The organism is Pseudomonas sp. yb_9 (genome assembly GCF_043103635.1).
GTDB classification, from domain to species: domain Bacteria; phylum Pseudomonadota; class Gammaproteobacteria; order Pseudomonadales; family Pseudomonadaceae; genus Aquipseudomonas; species Aquipseudomonas monteilii.
Genome location: NZ_JBICKA010000012.1, coordinates 61444 through 82450, shown reverse-complemented (window position 1 = coordinate 82450; position 21007 = coordinate 61444). Strand labels below are relative to the sequence as shown.

Sequence of the window (21007 nt, the reverse complement as noted above, 5' to 3'; positions counted from 1 at the left end):
TTGAGGGCCTATTCGCGGGCAAGCCCGCTCCCACAGGGGCCGTGCGGTCTTTGTGGGAGCGGGCTTGCCCGCGAAAGGGCCGGTACATTTTGAACAAACAGGTACTATGACTCTGATTCTTGGTATCGACCCCGGCTCGCGCATCACCGGCTATGGCGTGGTACGCCAGACCGCCCGTGGGTGCGAGTACGTGGCGTCGGGCTGTATCCGCACCGGCAGCGGCGAGCTGCACGAACGGCTGCAGATTGTTTTTCGTGGTGTCAGTGAAATCATCGCCCAGCACGGCCCGGTGACCATGGGCATCGAGCGGGTGTTCATGGCCCGTAACGCCGACTCGGCGCTCAAGCTCGGCCAGGCCCGCGGTGCGGCCATCGTCGCGGCCGCCGAAGCCGGCCTGGAAATCGCCGAATACAGCGCCACCCAGGTCAAGCAGGCAGTAGCCGGCACGGGCGGGGCCAACAAGGAACAGGTGATGATGATGGTCATGCACCTGCTGAAATTGACGCAGAAGCCGCAGATCGACGCCTCCGACGCGCTGGCCATCGCCTTGTGCCATGCCCATACCCGCTCAAGCCTGGTGCCGCACGGCCTGAGCACGGCACGGCGACGCGGCGGGCGCTTGCGTCTGTAGGCGCTTCATGCGCTGATACACATTTTGTTCGGGTGATGCGTTCACCCGCTGCATTTGCTGATAGGGTTGAGCGGTCTTTGACCGGCTCCCCGAGAGGAAGGATCGGAACGTGATTGGACGTTTGCGCGGCACCTTGGCGGAAAAACAGCCGCCGCACCTGATTATCGACGTCAACGGCGTGGGGTACGAACTGGAAGTTCCCATGACCACGCTGTACCGTCTGCCCAAGGTGGGCGAAAGCGTCACCGTGCACACGCATCTGGTGGTGCGCGAAGATGCACACTTGCTATACGGCTTTGCCGAAAAGCGCGAGCGCGAGCTGTTCCGGGAGCTCATCCGCCTCAACGGCGTGGGCCCGAAGCTGGCGTTGGCGCTGATGTCCGGCCTGGAAGTCGACGAACTGGTGCGCTGCGTGCAAGCCCAGGATACTTCCGCCTTGGTGCGCGTGCCTGGTGTCGGCAAAAAAACCGCCGAACGTTTGCTGGTCGAGCTCAAAGACCGCTTCAAGGCCTGGGAAACCTCGCCCGCCATGTTTACCCTGGTGTCCGATGGTCCGTTGCCGGTTGCCAGCGAGTCCACTGCCGAGGCCGATGCGGTCAGCGCACTGGTCTCGCTGGGCTACAAGCCGCAGGAAGCCAGCAAGGCAATCGCCGCGATCAAGGACAAGGCCGGCCTGAGCAGTGAAGAGCTGATCCGCCGCAGCCTGAAAGGGATGATTACCAAGTGATCGAAGCCGACCGCCTGATCGCCGCCAGTGGCCGCGACCGTGAAGAAGTCCAGGACCGGGCGATCCGCCCTCTGCGGCTGGACGAGTACATCGGCCAGCCGGTCGTGCGCGAGCAGATGGCCCTGTTCATCCAGGCCGCCCGTGGGCGCAACGAGTCGCTCGACCACACGCTGATCTTCGGGCCGCCCGGGTTGGGCAAGACCACGTTGGCCAACATCATCGCCCAGGAAATGGGCGTTTCGGTCAAAAGCACCTCGGGCCCGATCCTGGAACGCCCCGGTGACCTGGCGGCCATGCTGACCAACCTCGAACCGCACGACGTCCTGTTCATCGACGAGATCCACCGGCTGTCACCGGTCGTCGAAGAGGTGTTGTACCCGGCCATGGAGGACTTCCAGCTCGACATCATGATCGGCGAAGGCCCGGCCGCCCGTTCGATCAAGCTCGACCTTCCACCGTTCACCCTGGTGGGGGCCACCACCCGTGCCGGCATGCTCACCAACCCGCTGCGGGACCGCTTCGGCATCGTCCAGCGCCTGGAGTTCTACAGCGATAAGGACCTGGCCACCATCGTCAGCCGTTCGGCCAACATCCTTGGCCTGGTCATCGACGATCAGGGCGCCTACGAAATTGCCCGCCGTGCCCGTGGCACGCCGCGTATCGCCAACCGCCTGCTGCGCCGCGTGCGCGACTACGCCGAGGTGCGCGGTAAGGGCCAGATCACCAAGGCCGTGGCCGACATGGCGCTGAACCTGCTGGACGTCGACGAGCGCGGTTTCGACCATTCCGACCGCCGCCTGCTGTTGACCATGATCGAGAAGTTCGATGGTGGCCCGGTAGGCGTGGACAACCTGGCGGCGGCGATCAGCGAAGAGCGCCACACCATCGAGGATGTGCTCGAACCGTACCTGATCCAGCAAGGCTATATCATGCGCACGCCACGCGGCCGCGTGGTTACCCGGCATGCCTACCTGCACTTTGGCCTGAATATTCCCGGGCGCCTGGGGGAGGGCGGTGATTTTTCGGAACCAGGCGATGAATGACAGATCGAATGCGACTTTTCGTGGTCCTACCGCTGGCATGCCCAGGGTGCGCTGGCAATAAGACATTAATGAAGAAAAAACAGTTGCCACAGCGGATTGGCAAGCTGAGGAGTAAGCACTAGAGTATGCGCGCGCAAAATCAGCTCGAACCGTTCGCACACCGTTGTCGCGTCTATTACGAAGACACCGATGCGGGCGGCGTGGTGTATTACGTCAACTACCTGAAATTCATGGAGCGCGCGCGCACCGAACGCCTGCGGCACCTGGGCTTTTCCCAGTCGCAACTGGCCGAAGACAACCTGCTGTTCGTGGTCCATTCCAGCGAAGCGCGCTATCACGCGCCGGCGCGGCTGGATGACGAATTGCGGGTAACCGCGCAAGTACTTGAACTCAATCGCGCCAGCCTGCGTTTCGTGCAGCAGGTCTGGCGGGAAAAGGATGAAACGCTGCTTTGCGAAGGGCAGTTCCTGGTGGCCGCCGTGCGCGCCGACACTTTCAAACCCCGAGCCATACCCCCCCAGCTGCGCGACGCCTTTGCGGCGGACGGCTCGGGTAATCAATCGAATGCAGGAGAATAAGCGTGGAAGCTAACGTCGTCGACCATACCTCCATGTGGAGTCTGGTCAGCAATGCCAGCGTGGTGGTACAGCTGGTAATGCTGACCCTGGTGGCCGCATCGGTCACTTCATGGATCATGATCTTCCAGCGCAGCACCATGCTGCGCGCCGGTCGTCGTGCGCTGGATGCCTTCGAGGAGCGCTTCTGGTCGGGCATCGACCTGTCCAAGCTGTACCGCCAGGCAGGCAGCAACCCAGACCCGGACTCCGGTGTAGAGCAGGTATTCCGTGCCGGCTTCAAGGAGTTCTCGCGCCTGCGCCAGCAGCCGGGCGTTGACCCGGATGCGGTCATGGAAGGCGTTGGCCGTGCCATGCGCGTGGCCATTTCGCGCGAGGAAGAAAAACTCGAGCAGAGCCTGCCATTCCTGGCCACGGTTGGTTCGACCAGCCCGTACATCGGCCTGTTCGGTACCGTGTGGGGCATCATGAACTCCTTCCGTGGCCTGGCCAGCGCCCAGCAGGCCACCCTGGCCACCGTTGCCCCGGGTATCGCCGAAGCGCTGATCGCTACCGCCATTGGCCTGTTCGCGGCAATCCCGGCGGTCATCGCCTACAACCGTTTCGCCGCGCGCAGTGAAGTGCTGATCGGTCGTTACTACACCTTCGCCGACGAGTTCCAGGCGATCCTGCACCGCAAAGTGCACACCAGCGAAGAGTAATCAGGTAGAAGCCCATGGCCCGAGTTCGCCACAAACGCAAGCCCGTCGCCGAGATGAACGTGGTGCCCTACATCGACGTGATGCTGGTGCTGCTGGTCATCTTCATGGTGACGGCGCCCATGCTCAACCAGGGCGTGAAGGTCGACTTGCCCAAGGTTTCCAGCGAAGCCTTGCCGCAGGACAACAACGTCCAGATCCTCACCATCTCCATCAAGGCCGATAAAACCTATTACTGGAACCTCGGCAGCGAAGTCGATACCGACAAGCAGATGGACAAGGCCATGACCTTGCCCGCCATGACCGACGCCGTGACCAAGATCATTGCTGCCGGCCGTGACCAGGGCAAGCAGACCCAGGTGTTCATTCGTGGCGACAAGGCTGTCGACTATGGCGCGGTCATGGGTGCCATGGGCGGGTTGCAGAAGGCCGGTGTCGGTAACGTTGGCCTGATTACCGAGGCGCCCTGATGCAACAGCGAGAGCCATCCGCCTCGGAAAGCTACTTCTGGCCCAGTGTCTGGGCCATCGGCCTGCATGTGTTGGTGTTCGCCCTGCTGTTCGTCAGTTTTGCCATGACGCCTGAGCTGCCGCCATCCAAGCCGATTGTTCAGGCTACCCTTTACCAGCTCAAGTCCAAGAGCCAGGCGACTACCCAGACCAATCAGAAGATTGCCGGGGAAGCGAAGAAAACGGCTTCGCGCCAGACCGAGGTCGAGCAGCTGGAGCAGAAGAAGGTCGAGCAGGAAGCCGTGAAGGCCGCGGAACAAAAGAAAGCCGACGCTGCTCAAAAGGCCGAAGAGGCCCGCGAAGCCGCCGAGGCAAAAAAAGCCGAGGACGCTGCCAAGGCCGCCGAAGCCGCCAAGGCTGCCGAGGCCAAGAAAGCCGCCGAAGCCAAGAAGGCCGACGAGGCGAAGAAGGCCGCCGAGAAGCAGCAGGCCGACATCGCCAAGAAGAAGGCCGAGGAAGAAGCCAAGAAAAAAGCCGAAGAAGAGGCCAAGAAAGAGGCCGCTGAAGAGGCGAAGAAACAAGCCGCCGAGGACGCCAAGAAAAAGGCAGCCGAAGAGGCCAAGAAGAAAGCAGCCGAGGACGCCAAGAAGAAAGCGGCGGCCGAGGACGCGAAGAAGAAGGCAGCTGAAGAGGCCAAGAAAAAGGCCGCTGCAGACGCCCAGAAGAAAAAGGCACAGGAAGCGGCCCGTAAGGCGGCAGAAGACAAGAAAGCCCAGGCCCTGGCCGAGCTGTTGTCCGACACCACCGAGCGGCAGCAAGCGCTGGCCGACGAGCAGGGTGACCAGGTGGCCGGCGACTTCGACGACCTGATCCGCATGCGCGCGGCCGAAGGCTGGGCGCGTCCGCCTTCCGCGCGCAAGGGCATGACGGTGGTCCTGCAGATCAACATGTTGCCGGACGGTACCATCACCAGTGTCAGCGTGGCCCGTTCCAGTGGTGACGGCCCGTACGACAGTTCGGCGGTGGCTGCGGTGAAGAACATTGGTCGTTTGACCGAGATGCAGGGTATGAAGCCGAGCGATTTCAACCAATATCGTTCGTTCAAGATGACATTTACACCTGAGGATCTAGCGTTGTGATTAAACGTCTTAGAGGACTGCTGGTCATGCTGTGCTGCGTGGCAGGCATGGCCGTGGCAGAGGAAAAGAACATCCTGGTCACCAGCGGCAGCGACCGGGCAACGCCCATCGCGGTAGTGCCGTTCGGTCTGCAGGGCGGCAGCGTGTTGCCAGAAGACATTGCCGATATCATCGGCAACGACCTGCGCAACTCAGGCTACTACTCGCCAATTCCGCGGCAGAACATGATCAGCCAGCCGTCGCAGGCCAGCGAAGTGATCTTCCGCGACTGGAAAGCACTGGGTGCACAGTACGTGATGGTGGGCAGCATCGTGCCGGCAGGCGGTCGCCTGCAGGTGCAGTACGCGCTGTTCAACGTCGCTACCGAGCAGCAAGTGCTGACCGGCAGCGTCGCGGGTAGCACCGACCAGTTGCGCGACATGGCGCACTACATTGCCGACCAGTCGTTCGAGAAACTCACCGGCATCAAGGGGGCGTTCTCCACCCGCATGCTGTACGTGACGGCCGAGCGTTTCTCCACTAACAACACCCGCTACACCCTGCAGCGTTCGGACTACGACGGTGCGCGTGCAGTTACCCTGCTGCAATCGCGTGAGCCGATCCTGTCGCCGCGCTTTGCGCCAGATGGCAAGCGTATCGCCTATGTGTCGTTCGAGCAGAAGCGCCCGCGCATCTTCATCCAGAACATCGATACCGGCCGCCGCGAGCAGGTGACCAACTTCGAAGGCCTGAACGGTGCGCCAGCCTGGTCGCCGGACGGTTCGCGCCTGGCGTTTGTATTGTCGAAAGACGGCAACCCGGACATCTACGTGATGAACGTGGCTTCGCGCCAGATCAGCCGTGTTACCGCAGGCCCGGGTATCAATACCGAGCCATTCTGGGGTAAAGATGGCAACACGCTTTACTTCACTTCCGACCGTGGCGGCAAACCGCAGATCTACAAACAGTCGGTCGGTGGCGGTGGTGCCGAGCGCGTAACCTTCGTGGGTAACTACAACGCCAACCCGAAACTTTCGGCAGACGAAAAAACCCTGGTGATGATCCATCGCCAACAGGGCTTTACCAACTTTAAAGTGGCGGCACAGGACTTGCAGCGCGGAAGTGTAAAGATTCTGTCTGAAACAAGTCTTGATGAGTCTCCCACTGTTGCGCCTAACGGCACCATGCTAATCTACGCCACCCGCCAGCAGGGCCGGGGAGTCTTGATGCTCGTGTCGCTTAATGGCCGCGTGAGGCTCCCACTTCCTACCGCTCAAGGCGAAGTCAGAGAACCGTCCTGGTCCCCTTACCTGAACTGATTGCGGCGTAATACATTTTGCTTAACACACTGGGGTTTCATTAGGAGTTTCACGATGGAAATGCTGAAGTTTGGTAAATTTGCTGCGCTGGCTCTGGCCATGGCCGTAGCTGTAGGTTGCTCCTCGAAGGGCGGTGACAACGCAGGCGAAGGCGCTGCTGTAGACCCGAACGCTGGCTACGGTGCCAACACTGGCGCAGTTGACGGCTCCCTGAGCGAAGAAGCTGCCCTGCGCGCAATCACCACCTTCTACTTCGAATACGACAGCTCGGACCTGAAGCCAGAAGCCATGCGCGCTCTGGACGTTCACGCCAAGGACCTGAAGTCCAACGGCAACCGCGTTGTTCTGGAAGGCAACACCGACGAGCGCGGCACCCGCGAGTACAACATGGCTCTGGGTGAGCGTCGTGCGAAAGCCGTTCAGCGCTACCTGGTTCTGCAGGGCGTTTCCCCTGCTCAGCTGGAACTGGTTTCCTACGGCGAAGAGCGTCCAGTTGCCACCGGCAACGACGAGCAGTCCTGGGCTCAGAACCGTCGCGTAGAACTGCGTAAGTAAGTTCTTATGCGTATGTGCCGCCGTGTAGTAACCGTCCTCGCACTCAGCCTGCCGCTTGCGGCCTGGGCTGAGGTCCCTGTAGTAGATGACAACGCAGGCGCTTATCCGCCTGCGGGTTATGGCACGAGCGGCGCCTATGCCGGGTCGGGGGCTTCGGCCCCTGCCTCTGCACAGGGCCAGCTGTTCATGCAGCTGCAACAGATGCAGGACCAGCTTTCCCGCCAGCAAGGCATCATCGAAGAGCTGCAAAACGATGTGTCGCGCATGAAGCAGGAAAACCTGGAGCGATACCAGGACCTGGACCGTCGCATCAACAGTGGCGCTGCGCCTGCCGCAACCCCTGACAATTCCTCCGGTGGTGGTGCTTCCAATGCCGCCCCCGATGCAGCAGCAGGTGCTGCTGCGCAACAACCGGCCGCCAGTAGCGAGCCCGGTGATCCGGCGAAAGAAAAGCTCTACTACGATGCCGCTTTCGACCTGATCAAGCAGAAAGACTTCGACAAGGCCAGCCAGGCGTTCAATGCCTTCCTGCGCAAGTACCCCAACAGCCAGTACGCCGGCAATGCCCAGTACTGGTTGGGTGAAGTGAACCTGGCCAAGGGCGACCTGCAAGGTGCCAGCCAGGCCTTTGCCCAGGTCAGCCAGAAGTACCCGAAACACAGCAAAGTGCCGGATTCGCTCTATAAGCTGGCCGATGTCGAGCGCCGCATGGGCCACACCGACAAGGTCAAGGGCATCCTGCAACAGGTCATCACCCAGTACCCCGGCACCTCTGCCGCGCAACTGGCTCAGCGTGACCTGCAGAAGCTCTAAGCGCTGTAGCTGTACCTTTCGAAAGAAACCCGCGCCAGTCGCGGGTTTTTTCGTTAGAATCACTGCCCTTTTTTCGTAAACACGCTGCCGCGGATAACGCTATGTCGAGTCCGCGACAGTGCCTGACGGAGGCGGACAGCCTGTTTAGCTGTCACGCCCGTGGCGAGCATGCAAGACACACTACGCATCACCGAAGTCTTTTACTCTTTGCAGGGTGAAACGCGAACGGCTGGGCTGCCCACGGTTTTCGTGCGCCTCACCGGTTGCCCCCTGCGTTGCCAATACTGCGACAGTGCTTATGCCTTCACCGGCGGCACCATTCGCACCCTCGATTCGATCCTTGAGCAGGTTGCCGGCTTCAAGCCCCGTTATGTCTGTGTCACCGGCGGCGAGCCGTTGGCCCAGCCGAATGCCTTGCCGTTGCTGCAGCGTCTGTGCGACGCCGGTTACGAGGTGTCGCTGGAAACCAGCGGCGCGCTGGATATCGCTGGCACCGACACGCGCGTTAGCCGCGTAGTCGACCTGAAGACCCCGGGCTCTGAGGAGTCGCACCGTAACCGCTACGAGAATATCGAGCTGCTGACCCGCAATGACCAGGTCAAGTTCGTCATCTGTTCCCGAGAGGACTACGACTGGGCGGTGTCCAAGCTGATCCAGTACAACCTGGCCGAGCGTGCTGGCGAGGTGTTGTTCTCGCCGAGCCACCATCAGGTGAATGCCAGCGACCTGGCAGACTGGATCGTAGCGGACAACCTGCCTGTACGCTTCCAGTTGCAGTTGCACAAGCTGCTGTGGAACGACGAACCCGGACGTTGATTGAGGAGCAAGCACACATGACAGAAAAGCGCGCAGTAATCCTGTTGTCCGGCGGCCTGGACTCCGCCACCGTGGTCGCCATGGCCAAAGCAGAAGGCTATAGCTGCTACACCATGAGCTTCGACTACGGCCAGCGCCACCGTGCCGAGTTGAACGCTGCCGCACGCGTGGCCCGCGACCTGGGTGCGGTCGAGCACAAGGTGATTGGCCTTAACCTTGACGGTATTGGTGGTTCGGCGTTGACCGACAGCAGCATTGACGTGCCGGAAGCCCCCAGTGAAGGTATCCCGGTCACCTACGTACCGGCCCGCAACACCGTATTCCTGTCGCTGGCCTTGGGTTGGGCAGAAGTGCTGGAGGCGCGCGACATCTTTATCGGCGTCAATGCCGTGGATTACTCCGGTTACCCGGATTGCCGCCCCGAGTTCGTCGAGGCCTTCGAGTGTATGGCCAACCTGGCGACCAAGGCGGGTGTAGAGGGGCAGGGCTTCCGCATTCAGGCGCCGCTGCAGAACATGAGCAAGGCGCAGATCGTGCAGGCTGGTATCGCCCGCGGTGTGGACTACAGTTTGACTGTTTCCTGCTATCAGGCCGACGATGACGGCCGTGCCTGTGGCAAATGTGACAGCTGCCGCCTGCGTGCAGATGGCTTCAAGGCAGCCGGTGTCGAAGACCCGACACGGTATGTTTGACAAAAAACCTTTGATGGAGTGTTGATTTCCCGTTAGAAATCAGTATTATACGCGCCATCCAACGGGTCGTTAGCTCAGTTGGTAGAGCAGTTGGCTTTTAACCAATTGGTCGTAGGTTCGAATCCTACACGACCCACCATACTCAGTACGTCAAAGCCCGCTACCGGCAACGGTCGCGGGCTTTTTCGTTCTCGGCGCGTCATGCGCTCCCAGCTTACTCAGCCCACTCCGGATCCCCGGTGAACACCACCGTCAGCCAGCGGTCCGGCCCTTCGCCACCTACGGCATCACCAATCTCGTTGCGCCATGCATCCCATTCATCGATGGTCTTCGCCGCCATGGCTTTTGGCACGATGAAGTACAGCTCGATCTCCCGCGAGCGCCCGACCTTGGCCACATAGGCGCGGTATGACTGCAGCCCGTGGCGGGCAACGAAGGCCTTGGCCACCTCATCCACATGCAGCTTGAGGTCGCCGGGAGTGACCAGAAATATTTCTGACAGCGCCTGGCGCACCACCGACATCGGCAACGGCACGATTACCAGGCACACCAGCGCCAGCACGGCCGGGTCGATGTACGGTGATACCCACTCCAGCGACGTGCCCTGCACCGCGTAACCAAAGCAGAACGCAATCAGCAGCGCGGCGGTGATGCTGGCCGACATCACCCAGCCCTTGACGTCCATGCGCACGAAGTCTGATTTCAGCTTGCGGTTGGCGCGGGCTTCGACCACGGCGATGGTCACGCAGGTGATCACGGTCAGCACCGCATAGATCATGGCAATGCCGAATTCGAGGTGACGGCCGCCCTGCAGCAGGCTGCTGACGGCGTTGATCAATGCGTAGATGGCCACGCCGCTGAGCAGAATGCCGTTCAGTGCCAGCACCATGGGTTCCAGGTGCCAGAAACCCATGGTGAAGCGTTCGCGCAGCTTGCGCGACATCTGCACGCTGGTGGTATGCGAAGTGATCAGTTTGACCACAACAAGCGACAGGCCACTCATGCTGGCATCGACCAGCGAATAGACGCCGTCGAAGACGATGGAGTAGGAGCCGGAGGCCACGCCGAAGGCGATACCGATGCTGGCGATGAACAGGGTGACGGCAATCGAGGTGCGTAACAGGCCCTGTTCGCTGGTGATGTCGAAAAAGGTGGATCGGGTTGCGGTTTGCATGAAGTGTGCTCAGTAAAAACGATAATGCTGTGGAGTCTGTGGTGGCCTCTTCGCCGGCTCGCCCGCTCCCACAGGATTTGCACAGACCTTGAAGTCGGCAGCGGACCTGTGGGAGCGGGCAAGCCCGCGAAGAAGGTGCATTGGCCTTCACAGACTAGACGCGGAATTGCTCCATCAGCGCCTGTTGTTGATTGGCCAGCCGGTTCAGCGCCTGGCTGATGCGTGCCGATTCGTCGGCCTGGCCCGCCAGCGACTCGGTCACATCCCGAATGCCGGCGACGTTGCGGTTCACTTCCTCAGCCACCGCGCTCTGCTCTTCCGCGGCCGAGGCAATCTGCAGGTTCATGTCGCTGATCACGGTCACCGCCTCGCCAATGCGCTGCAGTGCCGGTAGTGCCTGTTCCATGCGCGCTGCGCTGTCCTGTGCCTGGCGCTGGCCTTCGTGCATGGCGCCCACGACATCCTGGGTACCTTGCTGCAAGCCTTCGATGACCTGGCGAATCTCCTCCACCGACACCTGCGTGCGCTGGGCCAGCCCGCGTACTTCATCGGCGACCACGGCAAAACCGCGCCCGGCCTCGCCAGCACGGGCCGCTTCGATGGCGGCATTCAGCGCCAGCAGGTTGGTCTGCTCGGCGATGGTGCGGATCACTTCCAGCACCGAGCCGATCCGCCCGCTGCGGTCTTCCAGGGCACGTGCCTCGTCCATGGCGGTGTCCATGCCGGCAGCCAGGCGGTCGATGCCCTGGCGGGTGCTGTCGATCAGCTGCAGGCCTTCGCGGCTGGCCTGGTCGGCGGCGCGCGCGGCCTGAGCCGCCTGCGAGGCGTTGTGGGCGACATCCAGCGCGGTGGCGCTCATCTCGTTGGCAGCCGTGGCCACCTGCTCGATTTCCCGGTGCTGCTGTTGCATGCCGTTGCTGGTCTGGCTGGCGATGGCGGCTGACTGGTCGGCTGTGCTGCGGGCCTCCTGCAGTGAGCCTTTGACCTGGGCGATGATCGGCTGCAGCTTGTCGAGGAAGCGGTTGAACCACCCCGTGAGCTGGCCCAGTTCGTCGTCGCGGGCGTATTCCAGGCGGCGGGTCAGGTCGCCTTCGCCGCTGGCGATGTCTTTAAGACGCGCAGCCACGGCCAGGATGGGCCGGGTAACGCCGCGTGCGGTCAGCCATACCAGCAGCAAACCCATCACCGCCGCGCCAAGGCCGATCAGCAGGCTGGTGAGGTTGGCGCTCTGGTTGTGTGCGTCCAGGCGTTGATTGAGGGCCACGGCGGGTGCCTGCAGCACGCTTTCTGGCAACTCCAGCAAAACCTGCCACGGCGCTGCATCAGGGATTGGCGTGAAGGGGTGGGCCACGCGCAGCAGGCCGTCGGCTACCGCCTTGTCCATGGGCTGGCCGAGCGCGCTGTCGTCGCGGCTGTTGCCTGCCAGCAGGCCGGCAGCGCTGGCGATACTCACCTGGCCCTGGCCATCGAACAGTTCGCGGCGGCCCTCCACGCTCAGTTGCTGGAGGTTGGCAAGGCCAATGTCCAGGCCGACCACGCCGATCACCTTGCCGTGCTCCAGCAGCGGCAAGGCGATGCTGGTCATCAGCACCTGGCGGCCGTTGACGTCGTCCAAATACGGCTCGAGCATGCACGTTTTGGCGGTGTCCTGCGGGCAGGTCAGCCAGCGGTTCTTCGCCGCGCCGTTGCTGCCGATGCTGGCATCGCCGAGCATCGATTCCGGCATGGCCTCACGTTCCAGTGCGCCGTGGCTTGGCTGCGACCAGTACAACGAGAAACGCCCGCTGTCGTTGCTGCCTGCGGCATCCTGGCCGACGAACTGGCTGTCCTGCTGGTCCAGCGCGTTGGGCTGGAATACGAGGTACAGGCCTATCACGTCCGGGTTGCCGGCCAGGCTGGCATGCGCCTGGCGGGTCAGCTCGGCGCGCAGGTCACTGCCGCCACGGTCCTTCAGTACCTGTACCAGGCGGGCAAAGCCATTGCCGTACTGGTAAGCGTCCATGAAGTAGCGCTGGATACGCAGGGCCTGGGTTTCAGCGTGGGCCTGCAGGCGCTGGCGGGCGCTGCTGTCGAGCATGGCGGTGTTGGCCTGGTTGACCAGCGCGGCACTGCGTTGTGCCTGGGTCAGCGAAGTGGCCACCAGCAAGGCGACGATGGCCAGCAGGCACAAGCCGGCGAGCAGGGTGATCTTCCATTGGATGGAGAGGCGACGCAGCGGCATGAGGGCTTTCCTTTTCGAACAAGTACAACGCCCGCAGTCAGGCGCGGGCGTTGTTGGCAGCGTGGGTCATTCGGCGACGTAGTTGGGCGGTGCCGACCGGAAGGCTTTGGTCAGCCAGCCCAGGTAGATCAGCCCGAGCGCAGCCCAGATGCCGCCAAACATCAGCGAATGCGCATTCAGGTCCAGCCACAGCGAGACGATGATGCAGAAGCCGACGGTAGGCAGTACCAGGTATTTCAGCTGGTTGGCCAGGCCTTTGCGGTTGCCTTCGCGCAGGTAGCAGTGGTTGATCACCGACAGGTTGACGAAGCTGAACGCGACCAGGGCGCCGAAGTTGATGATCGAGGTGGCGGTCACCAGGTCGAAGAAGATTGCCGACAGCGAAATCAGCCCCACTACCGCAATGTTCAGCACGGGTGTCTTGTAGCGTGAATGCAGGCGGGCGAAGACGCTGGCCGGGATCACGTTGTCGCGGCCCATCACGTACAGCAGGCGCGACACGCTGGTTTGCGAGGCCAGGCCAGAGGCGATGGTGTTGATCACGGTGCAGGCGATGAAAATCGACTGGAACAGTTTGCCACCCACGTACAGGGCGATTTCCGGCAGGGCCGCTTCATGGTCGTGGAAGCGCGCCATGGTCGGGAAATAAGCCTGGATGAAGTACGACACGGTGATGAACACCACGCCGCCGATCAGCGCAGTGAGGAAAATGGCACGTGGGATGGTCTTGCTCGGGTCACGGGTTTCCTCGGACAGGCAGGTAACCGCGTCAAACCCCAGGAACGAGAAGCACAGGATGGTCGCGCCAGCGGCCAGGGCGCTGAACTGGGTCTGGCTGTCGCCGAAGGGGACCAGGCTCCAGGCGGTACCCAGCCCTTCACCGTGGTCCAGGCCGCGCACGCACAGGTAGATGAACACCGCGATGATGGCTACCTGCACACCCACGAACAACAGGTTGAAGTGCGCCACCAGGTTCACGCTGCGCATGTTGATCAGGCTGATCAGGGTGACGAAACCGGCCACCCACAGCCACTCTGGTACTTCCGGGAACATGGCCGAGAGGTAAAGCTTGGCCAGCAACGCGTTGACCATCGGCAGCAGCAGGTAATCCAGCAGCGACGACCAGCCGACCAGGAAGCCTACATGCGGATTGATGGCGCGTTGGGTGTAGGTGTAGGCCGAGCCCGACTGCGGGAAGCGCTTTACCAGGGTGCCGTAGCTCACGGCGGTGAACAGGATGCCGGCCAGCGCCAGGATGTAGGCGCTGGGTACGTGGCCGGCGGTAATCCCGCTGACGATGCCGAAGGTGTCGAACACGGTCATCGGCGTCAGGTAGGCCAGGCCGATGATGATCACATGCCAGAGACGCAGGGTTTTGCGAAGTTGGCCGTTGCCGGTAGCGCTGTGGTCATGCTGCATGCTGGCATGGCTCCTGCGGCTGGGCGTAAACGGCGGGCACGGTGTATTGCGCATGCGGCAAGGGCGAGCGGGTGGGCTCCATGTTGTTCACCTTTTATGTTGGAGCGGCGGAAGGCGCGGGGGACGCGCAAAGTGGTGAAAATAAAAAACGATGGGTAGGTGGGTGTCAAGTTAAACATGACAAGATGTTACTGAATTGAAACATTTATCGATTTAAAGGCTGTTTTGTTCGGTTTTTGCGCAGTTTTTTGCGATTTTGATCAACTTGAATGTTCGTAAAAATTAACGATTGGGCAGCGTCGTTGGGCTGGGTGTCAGACGCTTCCCAAAAATGCCATTTCTCGATCCGCACCCGCCTGTGTCACCTGTTGCAGTGGTAATCTTCGCTGCGCGGCCTTTGGTCGCCCAACAAGCCCTTACGGACAGCATTCGGTTCTATTCATGAAGAAATCAGTTGGCATCCTTTCCGGCCTGGCTATCGCCATTGCCGTCGCAACCACCGCTGGCGCCTGGTACACCGGCAAGCAGCTGCCGGCCGAGCTGGACAATGCCCTTGCCCGCAGTAACGCCGAGCTGAAGAAAGCCCTGGTGACCACTGGTGGCAGCATGAGCATCGAGCGGGTGTCGCTGGAGCAGCATTTCTTCAGCAGTACCGCCCAGTACCGCCTGAAGGCACGCGACATCAATGTGGGTGACGGCGAGGTGTTGAGTTTCGACGTGGGCGTGACCGACCAGATCGAGCACGGCCCGTTCCCCTGGTCGCGGGTCAAGGCGTTCAAGCTGATGCCGGTGCTGGCGGTCAGCAACAGTAGTTTGCAAAAGGACGAAGCCACCGCAGCGTGGTTTGCCGCAGCGGGTGAGCAGGCGCCGGTCAGCGCCCAAACCAGCCTGGGCTACGGCGGTAATGTGGTCAGCCAGGTGCGGCTGGCGCCGGTCAAGCTCGACGAAGCGGACGGCAACAGCCTCGACTTCTCGGGTATGCAGCTGGAGGTCAGTGGCGACAAGGAAGGCAAGGCATCCAGATTCCACGGCCAGGCCGACCGCTTTGTGATGAAACTGGTGCGTGACGACCAGCCGCCTGCCACGTTCGAGCTCAAAGGCCTGAAGCTTGGCGGTAACCTGACAGCCACCGCGCACGACGCCATCTATGTCGGTAATGCCGACCTGGTGCTGGCTGAAACCAAGGTCACTCTGGGGCCCAAACAGCAGGTGCTGCTGATCAAGGGCTTTGAGCAAAATGCCCTGCAGACCCTTGATGGCCCGGATACCGTGGGCGGTCGCGTGGAGTACAAGGTTGGCGACATCACCTGGGATGGTCGTGCAGTGGGTAAGGCACAGATGGCGGTGAGCATTACCTCGGTCAATGCACCGGCGCTGCAGGCATTGTCGAAGTGGTACCAGGCGCATCTGCCGGAATTTGAAGCTGCCTCTGCTGCGGGCCAACCCGTGCCGCAGATCCAGATGGATGATGCGGAAAAGGCAAGGTTCCAAGGGGATCTGAAGCAACTGCTGGCGGCAAAACCGAAGGTGGCGATAGAAAACCTGTCGTTCAAGACCGCCAATGGCGAGAGCCGCTTCAACCTGTCGATGGACTTTGCTGCCCCGGTCAGTTTCGACCTGCCGCCGGACCAGCTGAGCAAGCAGATGATCACCGAGGTGAAGAGCAAGCTCTCGTTGTCCAAGCCGATGATGGGTGACCTGGCGACCTTGCAGGCCCTGCTGGAGGGTCAGACTGACGCTCAGGCGATTGCCATGCAGTCGAGTCAGGCGGGGGAGATGGTTGGCATGATGGCGCTGCAGAGTGGCATGGCGACTGTCGAAGGTAATGATGTGGTGAGCAGCCTGCACTATGCCGATGGCATGGTTGACTTCAACGGCAGGAAAATGACCGTGGAAGAGTTCGCCATGCTGATGGCGGCGCACCTGGCTGCGTTGTCGCCGCAGGGTTGATCGCCACCCTGTACTGGCCTCTTCGCGGGTAAACCCGCGAAAGGGCTGGTGCAGCCAACACAAAAACCACTTTAGAATTCGCTGGATTGTCTGTAGCCTTCGGCCTCCGATAATAATCCGTGCCCGCAGAGGGCCGTGGCGGGCAGTATGCCGTCCGGCACCCTTAGCCGATCTGTCAGGGCCGGGTGATACACTCGATTTGACGCGCACGCGCGCCTGCAGGTCCAGCGATCATGACCCAGATTTCCGAACGCCTGTTGGTTCAGGCCCACCTCGACGCCAAGCAGCCCAACCCGCTGACAGCCGAGCAGGAGGCCGAATACCGTGCGGCCATCGCTGCCGAGCTCAAGGCCCAGAACGCAGTGCTGGTTGCCCACTATTACTGCGACCCGGTCATCCAGGCGCTGGCTGAAGAAACCGGCGGCTGCGTGTCCGACTCGCTGGAAATGGCCCGCTTCGGCAAGAACCACCCGGCCGAGACCGTGATCGTGGCTGGCGTGCGTTTCATGGGCGAAACGGCAAAAATCCTCACCCCGGAAAAGCGCGTGCTGATGCCGACCCTGGAGGCGACCTGCTCGCTCGACCTGGGTTGCCCGGTGGAAGAGTTTTCTGCGTTCTGCGACCAGCATCCTGAACGCACCGTGGTGGTTTACGCCAACACGTCCGCCGCCGTGAAGGCCCGTGCTGACTGGGTCGTGACCTCAAGCTGCGCGCTGGAAATTGTCGAGAGCCTGATGGATAACGGCGAGACCATCATCTGGGGGCCGGACCAGCACCTGGGCCGTTACATCCAGAAGCAGACCGGTGCCGACATGCTGCTGTGGGACGGTGCCTGCATCGTTCACGAAGAATTCAAATCGCGTCAGCTGGCCGACATGAAGGCGCTGTACCCGGACGCCGCGATCCTGGTGCACCCTGAGTCGCCGGAAGCGGTCATCGAACTGGCCGACGCAGTGGGCTCTACCAGCCAGCTGATCAAGGCAGCGCAGACCCTGCCGAACAAGACCTTCATCGTCGCCACCGATCGTGGCATCTTCTACAAGATGCAGCAGCTGTGCCCGGACAAGGAATTCGTCGAAGCGCCTACTGCCGGCAATGGCGCGGCCTGCCGCAGTTGCGCGCACTGCCCGTGGATGGCGATGAATACCCTGGAGCGCGTGCTGCACTGCTTGCGTAATGGCGGTGATGAGATTTTCGTCGACCCGGCGCTGGTGCCCAAGGCGATCAAACCGTTGAACCGAATGCTGGACTTTACCCAGGCTGCAAGGCTGAAACTGTCCGGTAACGCCTGACGACAGACCGCGTCGTCTTCTTCGCGGGCTCGCCCGCTCTCACAGATACAGCGCCGCGCTCGCAGGCGGTGCAATCCCTGTGGGAGCGGGCGAGCCCGCGAAAGGGCCCTCAGCGCCCCATCATTTCCCGAACCATGCGTTGCTGCTCCATGATCTCGCGCTGGCGCTGGTCAATCTGCGAAGCCAGCGGGAAGTTGCTGCCCGACCGGCGTTTGGCGTAATCCAGTTGCTGGATCGCCTGGTCAAAGTCCCCCACCAGGGTGAAATACTCGGCCCGTGCGCGGTGCAGGCCAATGGTATTGCCCGACAAGCCCCGCACTTCAGCCATGTCGTACCACACGTCCGGGTCATCCGGCCGGCTCTTGACCAGTTCGTTCAGCACCTTCTCCGCTTCGGCAGGCTTGTTCTGCTTCACCAGCAAATCGGCGCGGACCTGTTTCAGGGGGTAGTTGCCCGGGTACAGCCCCTGCATCCGCTCGGCCCGCTGCTGCGCGTCGGCCAGGCGATTGTTGGTGATGTCCAAGTCGATCTGCGCCAGGTTGTAGGTGATGTCGTTGGGTGCCTTGGCCAGTAGCGGCTTGAGCATTTCACGTGCTTCGTTCAGCTGCCCGCCTTTGATCTGAGCCAAGGCCAGGCCGTAACGCGCGGCGTCCAGCTTCGGGTCTTCGTCCAGCTGGGCACGGAAACGCTTGGCCGCAAGCCCCGGTGTACCTTCGTAGGTCAGCGCCACCCGGGCGCGAATCAGTTGGTAGCGCATGCTGTCTTCAATGCCGCCCTTGGGCGCCTGGTCGGCCCGGTTGCGGGTATCGGCAATACGGGATTCGGTCACCGGGTGGGTCAGCAGGAATTCAGGCGGCTTGGCGTCATAGCGGTACTGGCGTGCCAGGCGCTCGAACATGGTCGGCATGTTGCGCGGGTCGTAGCCGGCCTTTTCCAGGTTCTGGATACCGATACGGTCGGCTTCCTGTTCGTTCTGGCGCGAGAAGCGGCGCTGTTCCTGGATTGCCGCCGCCTGGGTACCGGCAATCATGCCGATGCCCGCATCGCCGGCGCCACCGGCGGCCAGCACGATACCGGCCAGCAACGCCGCCATCATCGGCAGCTGCATGCGCTGCTGCGCCTCGACGCCTCGGGCGAAGTGGCGCTGCGACAAGTGTGCCAGTTCGTGCGCCAGTACCGAGGCGTACTCGCCTTCGGTCTGGGCGTTGAGGAACAGCCCGCCGTTGACCCCGACAATGCCACCCGGGGCGGCAAAGGCGTTTAGCTCGCGGCTGTCGATCAGGATGAATTCCAGGCGCCGGTCCTGCAGCTGGCTGGTTTCGGCCAGTTTGTACACGCTGGTTTCGACATAGTCCTTGAGCTGTGGGTCGTTCAGCTGGTTGACCTGGCCACGCAGCAGGCTCAGCCAGGCGCGGCCCAGTTGGTGCTCCTGTTGCGGCGAAACGATCGCGGAACTGGCGTCACCCAGTGATGGCAGGTCGTCAGCATGGCCGGGAAGGGCCATCAGGCAGGCCAGCGTCAGCAGGGTAGGGCGCAGTAGATTCATGCATGAAGCTCGCGTCGGTCAAAGATACCTACTGTAGCGGGCTCACACGTTGGCGACCAGTGGCGCTATCCTAGCCGACCCTGTCAGCAAGCAGTCTGGCAACGCTTTTGGAGACCCTGCGATGAGTGACACCCTGACCTGCGATGCCGAACTGGACGCCAGCGGGCTGAATTGCCCTTTGCCGCTGCTCAAAGCCAAGATGGAGCTCAACCGCCTTGCCAGTGGCGCGGTACTCAAGGTGATCGCCACGGATGCCGGGTCGCAGCGTGACTTTCGCACTTTCGCCCAGTTGGCCGGTCATACCCTGCTGCGGGAAACGGCCGAGGCCGGCACCTATACGTACTGGCTGCGCAAGGCCTGAGTTTTTACCAAGGATCGTCAATGTTCAAAGTGCTTCGCGACTGGATGCAGCGCTACTTCTCCGATGAAGAAGCAGTGGTGCTGGCGGTCCTTCTGTTTCTGGCTTTCACGGCCGTTCTCACCTTGGGCGGCATGCTCGCGCCCGTGCTGGCGGGTATGGTGCTGGCGTTCTTGATGCAGGGCCTGGTCAACGCCCTGGAGCGTGTGCGGGTACCGACGCGGCTGGCGGTAATGTTGGTGTTCGCCCTGTTCATGGGCGCGCTGGCGCTGTTCATGCTCGTGCTGGTGCCGCTGCTGTGGCACCAGCTTATTACCCTGTTCAACGAGCTGCCGGGCATGCTCGGCAAGTGGCAGTCGCTGTTGCTGCTGCTGCCCGAGCGCTACCCGCATCTGGTATCGGACGAGCAGGTGCTGCATGCCATCGAGTCGGTGCGTGGCGAAATCGGCAAGTTTGGCCAGTGGGCGCTGACCTTCTCGCTGTCGAGCCTGCCGTTGCTGGTCAATGCCATGATCTATTTGGTGCTGGTGCCGATCCTGGTGTTCTTCTTCCTCAAGGACCGCGAACTGATCGGGCGCTGGGTGAGCGGCTATCTGCCGCGCCAGCGCACCCTGCTGAACCGGGTGGGCAGCGAGATGAACCGGCAGATCGCCAACTACATCCGTGGCAAGGGCATCGAAATTCTGATTTGCGGTATTGCCACCTACATTGCCTTCATCAGCCTGGGGCTCAACTACGCCGCACTGCTGGCGCTGCTGGTGGGGCTGTCGGTGGTGGTGCCCTACGTGGGGGCAGTGGTGGTGACGGTGCCGGTGACGCTGATTGCGCTGTTCCAGTGGGGCTGGGGCGACCAGTTCATCTACCTGATGACGGTGTACGCGATCATCCAGGCGCTGGATGGCAATGTGCTGGTACCGCTGCTGTTCTCCGAGGCGGTAAGCCTGCACCCGGTGGCGATCATTTGCGCGGTACTGCTGTTCGGCGGGTTGTGGGGGTTCTGGGGGATTTTCTTCGCCATCCCGCTGGCGACTCTGATCAAGGCCGTGCTGGATGCCTGGCCGCGGCAGGAGCCTAGCGTTTCACCGATGCTTTGATGTGATTGGGGCCGCGTTGCGGCCCCAAACGATCTCAAGCCTTGTTCAGCGCTTGGGCTGCTGCCAACACGGCATCCACATGCCCAGGCACTTTTACCCCACGCCATTCCTGGCGCAGTACACCCTTCTTGTCGATCAGGAAGGTGCTGCGGTCAACGCCCATGTATTCCTTGCCGTACAGCTTCTTCAGCTTGATCACGTCGAACAGCTGGCACAGGGCTTCGTCCTTGTCGCTGATCAGCTCGAACGGGAAGCCTTGCTTGGCCTTGAAGTTCTCGTGCGACTTCATGCCATCGCGCGACACGCCGAACACCACGGTGTTGGCGGCGGCGAAGGCGTCATACTGGTCGCGGAACCCCTGGCCTTCTGTGGTGCAGCCCGGCGTGCTGTCCTTCGGGTAGAAGTAAACCACCACTTGCTGGCCCTTGAGTTCGGCCAGGCTGACGGTTTGCCCGCTGGTGGCCTGGGCCTGGAAGTCGGCAACAGGTTGGTCGAGTGCTACAGCCATGGTGATTTC

At 61.8% G+C, this 21007-nt stretch carries 21 protein-coding genes, 1 tRNA gene and 1 pseudogene; 17 read left to right on the top strand and 6 right to left on the bottom strand.

Features of this window, described 5'->3' with window-relative positions; genetic code table 11:
- Positions 1–106 precede the first annotated feature (106 nt).
- The 13 genes from ruvC (at position 107) to ACF8MI_RS03710 (ending at position 9575) form a co-directional block, all read left to right on the top strand.
- Positions 107–631 carry a crossover junction endodeoxyribonuclease RuvC gene (gene ruvC / locus ACF8MI_RS03770; protein ID WP_003254769.1) on the top strand — a complete coding sequence of 175 codons (525 nt, stop codon included), beginning with the start codon at positions 107–109 and terminating at the stop codon, positions 629–631.
- A 109-nt stretch (positions 632–740) separates the two neighbouring features.
- The gene (ruvA, locus tag ACF8MI_RS03765) at positions 741–1358 is read left to right on the top strand and encodes a Holliday junction branch migration protein RuvA (protein ID WP_016711996.1); all 618 of its coding nucleotides are present in this window, start codon (positions 741–743) and stop codon (positions 1356–1358) included.
- Positions 1355–2401: a Holliday junction branch migration DNA helicase RuvB gene (ruvB, locus tag ACF8MI_RS03760; protein WP_060498625.1), complete on the top strand. Its 1047-nt coding sequence runs from the start codon at positions 1355–1357 to the stop codon at positions 2399–2401. Before ruvA ends, ruvB begins: the two co-directional genes overlap by 4 nt.
- Before the next feature lie 125 nt (positions 2402–2526).
- On the top strand, positions 2527–2979 hold the full coding sequence (ybgC, locus tag ACF8MI_RS03755) for a tol-pal system-associated acyl-CoA thioesterase (RefSeq protein WP_016711994.1): 453 nt from the start codon (positions 2527–2529) through the stop codon (positions 2977–2979).
- 2 nt (positions 2980–2981) lie between these two features.
- Positions 2982–3677 carry a protein TolQ gene (gene tolQ, locus ACF8MI_RS03750; RefSeq protein WP_010952367.1) on the top strand — a complete coding sequence of 232 codons (696 nt, stop codon included), beginning with the start codon at positions 2982–2984 and terminating at the stop codon, positions 3675–3677.
- Between the two features lie 14 nt (positions 3678–3691).
- Positions 3692–4144, top strand: coding sequence for a protein TolR (gene tolR / locus ACF8MI_RS03745; protein WP_003254760.1), 453 nt, complete (start codon positions 3692–3694; stop codon positions 4142–4144).
- Entirely contained in the window at positions 4144–5262 is a 1119-nt protein-coding gene (gene tolA / locus ACF8MI_RS03740; protein WP_016711993.1) for a cell envelope integrity protein TolA, read from the top strand. Before tolR ends, tolA begins: the two co-directional genes overlap by 1 nt.
- A 26-nt stretch (positions 5263–5288) precedes the next feature.
- Complete coding sequence (tolB, locus tag ACF8MI_RS03735; protein WP_019098470.1) at positions 5289–6560, top strand: Tol-Pal system beta propeller repeat protein TolB; 1272 nt, start codon at positions 5289–5291, stop codon at positions 6558–6560.
- A gap of 54 nt (positions 6561–6614) precedes the next feature.
- Entirely contained in the window at positions 6615–7115 is a 501-nt protein-coding gene (pal, locus tag ACF8MI_RS03730; protein WP_012273762.1) for a peptidoglycan-associated lipoprotein Pal, read from the top strand.
- Between the two features lie 6 nt (positions 7116–7121).
- Positions 7122–7928, top strand: a complete 807-nt coding sequence (ybgF, locus tag ACF8MI_RS03725) for a tol-pal system protein YbgF (protein ID WP_016711991.1) — start codon at positions 7122–7124, stop codon at positions 7926–7928.
- Between the two features lie 168 nt (positions 7929–8096).
- Complete coding sequence (gene queE / locus ACF8MI_RS03720; protein WP_060498626.1) at positions 8097–8744, top strand: 7-carboxy-7-deazaguanine synthase QueE; 648 nt, start codon at positions 8097–8099, stop codon at positions 8742–8744.
- A gap of 17 nt (positions 8745–8761) precedes the next feature.
- Positions 8762–9436, top strand: a complete 675-nt coding sequence (gene queC / locus ACF8MI_RS03715) for a 7-cyano-7-deazaguanine synthase QueC (protein ID WP_060498627.1) — start codon at positions 8762–8764, stop codon at positions 9434–9436.
- A gap of 63 nt (positions 9437–9499) precedes the next feature.
- Positions 9500–9575, top strand: a tRNA-Lys gene (locus tag ACF8MI_RS03710).
- Between the two features lie 75 nt (positions 9576–9650).
- Here the strand turns inward: ACF8MI_RS03710 and ACF8MI_RS03705 are convergent.
- From ACF8MI_RS03705 to ACF8MI_RS03690, 4 genes and pseudogenes are all read right to left on the bottom strand, one after another.
- Positions 9651–10610, bottom strand: coding sequence for a cation diffusion facilitator family transporter (locus ACF8MI_RS03705; RefSeq protein ID WP_060498628.1), 960 nt, complete (start codon positions 10608–10610; stop codon positions 9651–9653).
- 154 nt (positions 10611–10764) lie between these two features.
- The gene (locus ACF8MI_RS03700; RefSeq protein ID WP_374754789.1) at positions 10765–11520 is read right to left on the bottom strand and encodes a methyl-accepting chemotaxis protein; all 756 of its coding nucleotides are present in this window, start codon (positions 11518–11520) and stop codon (positions 10765–10767) included.
- A 102-nt stretch (positions 11521–11622) separates the two neighbouring features.
- Positions 11623–12612 (bottom strand): annotated as a pseudogene (locus tag ACF8MI_RS03695) (HAMP domain-containing protein); the annotation flags it as partial.
- A gap of 285 nt (positions 12613–12897) precedes the next feature.
- On the bottom strand, positions 12898–14250 hold the full coding sequence (locus ACF8MI_RS03690; RefSeq protein WP_060498630.1) for an APC family permease: 1353 nt from the start codon (positions 14248–14250) through the stop codon (positions 12898–12900).
- A gap of 441 nt (positions 14251–14691) precedes the next feature.
- Between ACF8MI_RS03690 and ACF8MI_RS03685 the strand changes: the two genes are divergently transcribed.
- A complete protein-coding gene (locus ACF8MI_RS03685) occupies positions 14692–16200 on the top strand; it encodes a YdgA family protein (protein WP_060498631.1) in 1509 nt (502 codons plus the stop codon).
- Between the two features lie 233 nt (positions 16201–16433).
- On the top strand, positions 16434–17492 hold the full coding sequence (gene nadA, locus ACF8MI_RS03680; protein WP_016711984.1) for a quinolinate synthase NadA: 1059 nt from the start codon (positions 16434–16436) through the stop codon (positions 17490–17492).
- A 109-nt stretch (positions 17493–17601) separates the two neighbouring features.
- Here nadA and ACF8MI_RS03675 read toward each other — a convergent pair whose 3' ends face one another.
- Positions 17602–19038: a M48 family metalloprotease gene (locus tag ACF8MI_RS03675; RefSeq protein ID WP_016711983.1), complete on the bottom strand. Its 1437-nt coding sequence runs from the start codon at positions 19036–19038 to the stop codon at positions 17602–17604.
- Between the two features lie 121 nt (positions 19039–19159).
- Between ACF8MI_RS03675 and ACF8MI_RS03670 the strand changes: the two genes are divergently transcribed.
- Together ACF8MI_RS03670 and ACF8MI_RS03665 are read left to right on the top strand one after the other, a co-directional pair.
- Positions 19160–19399, top strand: a complete 240-nt coding sequence (locus tag ACF8MI_RS03670) for a sulfurtransferase TusA family protein (protein WP_008097503.1) — start codon at positions 19160–19162, stop codon at positions 19397–19399.
- Positions 19400–19419: 20 nt separating this feature from the next.
- Positions 19420–20490 carry an AI-2E family transporter gene (locus ACF8MI_RS03665; protein ID WP_019098477.1) on the top strand — a complete coding sequence of 357 codons (1071 nt, stop codon included), beginning with the start codon at positions 19420–19422 and terminating at the stop codon, positions 20488–20490.
- A 34-nt stretch (positions 20491–20524) separates the two neighbouring features.
- Here the strand turns inward: ACF8MI_RS03665 and ACF8MI_RS03660 are convergent, their stop codons facing one another.
- The gene (locus tag ACF8MI_RS03660; protein WP_060498632.1) at positions 20525–20998 is read right to left on the bottom strand and encodes a peroxiredoxin; all 474 of its coding nucleotides are present in this window, start codon (positions 20996–20998) and stop codon (positions 20525–20527) included.
- Between the last annotated feature and the right edge of the window lie 9 nt (positions 20999–21007).

Coding starts and splice junctions, on each gene's coding strand:
- ruvC (WP_003254769.1), top strand. CDS start 107: ATGACTCTGATTCTTGGTATCGACCCCGGCTCGCGCATCACCGGCTAT.
- ybgC (WP_016711994.1), top strand. CDS start 2,527: ATGCGCGCGCAAAATCAGCTCGAACCGTTCGCACACCGTTGTCGCGTC.
- tolR (WP_003254760.1), top strand. CDS start 3,692: ATGGCCCGAGTTCGCCACAAACGCAAGCCCGTCGCCGAGATGAACGTG.
- tolA (WP_016711993.1), top strand. CDS start 4,144: ATGCAACAGCGAGAGCCATCCGCCTCGGAAAGCTACTTCTGGCCCAGT.
- tolB (WP_019098470.1), top strand. CDS start 5,289: ATGCTGTGCTGCGTGGCAGGCATGGCCGTGGCAGAGGAAAAGAACATC.
- pal (WP_012273762.1), top strand. CDS start 6,615: ATGGAAATGCTGAAGTTTGGTAAATTTGCTGCGCTGGCTCTGGCCATG.
- ybgF (WP_016711991.1), top strand. CDS start 7,122: ATGCGTATGTGCCGCCGTGTAGTAACCGTCCTCGCACTCAGCCTGCCG.
- queE (WP_060498626.1), top strand. CDS start 8,097: ATGCAAGACACACTACGCATCACCGAAGTCTTTTACTCTTTGCAGGGT.
- queC (WP_060498627.1), top strand. CDS start 8,762: ATGACAGAAAAGCGCGCAGTAATCCTGTTGTCCGGCGGCCTGGACTCC.
- ACF8MI_RS03705 (WP_060498628.1), bottom strand. CDS start 10,610: ATGCAAACCGCAACCCGATCCACCTTTTTCGACATCACCAGCGAACAG.
- ACF8MI_RS03700 (WP_374754789.1), bottom strand. CDS start 11,520: ATGCAACAGCAGCACCGGGAAATCGAGCAGGTGGCCACGGCTGCCAAC.
- ACF8MI_RS03690 (WP_060498630.1), bottom strand. CDS start 14,250: ATGCAGCATGACCACAGCGCTACCGGCAACGGCCAACTTCGCAAAACC.
- ACF8MI_RS03685 (WP_060498631.1), top strand. CDS start 14,692: ATGAAGAAATCAGTTGGCATCCTTTCCGGCCTGGCTATCGCCATTGCC.
- nadA (WP_016711984.1), top strand. CDS start 16,434: ATGACCCAGATTTCCGAACGCCTGTTGGTTCAGGCCCACCTCGACGCC.
- ACF8MI_RS03675 (WP_016711983.1), bottom strand. CDS start 19,038: ATGAATCTACTGCGCCCTACCCTGCTGACGCTGGCCTGCCTGATGGCC.
- ACF8MI_RS03670 (WP_008097503.1), top strand. CDS start 19,160: ATGAGTGACACCCTGACCTGCGATGCCGAACTGGACGCCAGCGGGCTG.
- ACF8MI_RS03665 (WP_019098477.1), top strand. CDS start 19,420: ATGTTCAAAGTGCTTCGCGACTGGATGCAGCGCTACTTCTCCGATGAA.
- ACF8MI_RS03660 (WP_060498632.1), bottom strand. CDS start 20,998: ATGGCTGTAGCACTCGACCAACCTGTTGCCGACTTCCAGGCCCAGGCC.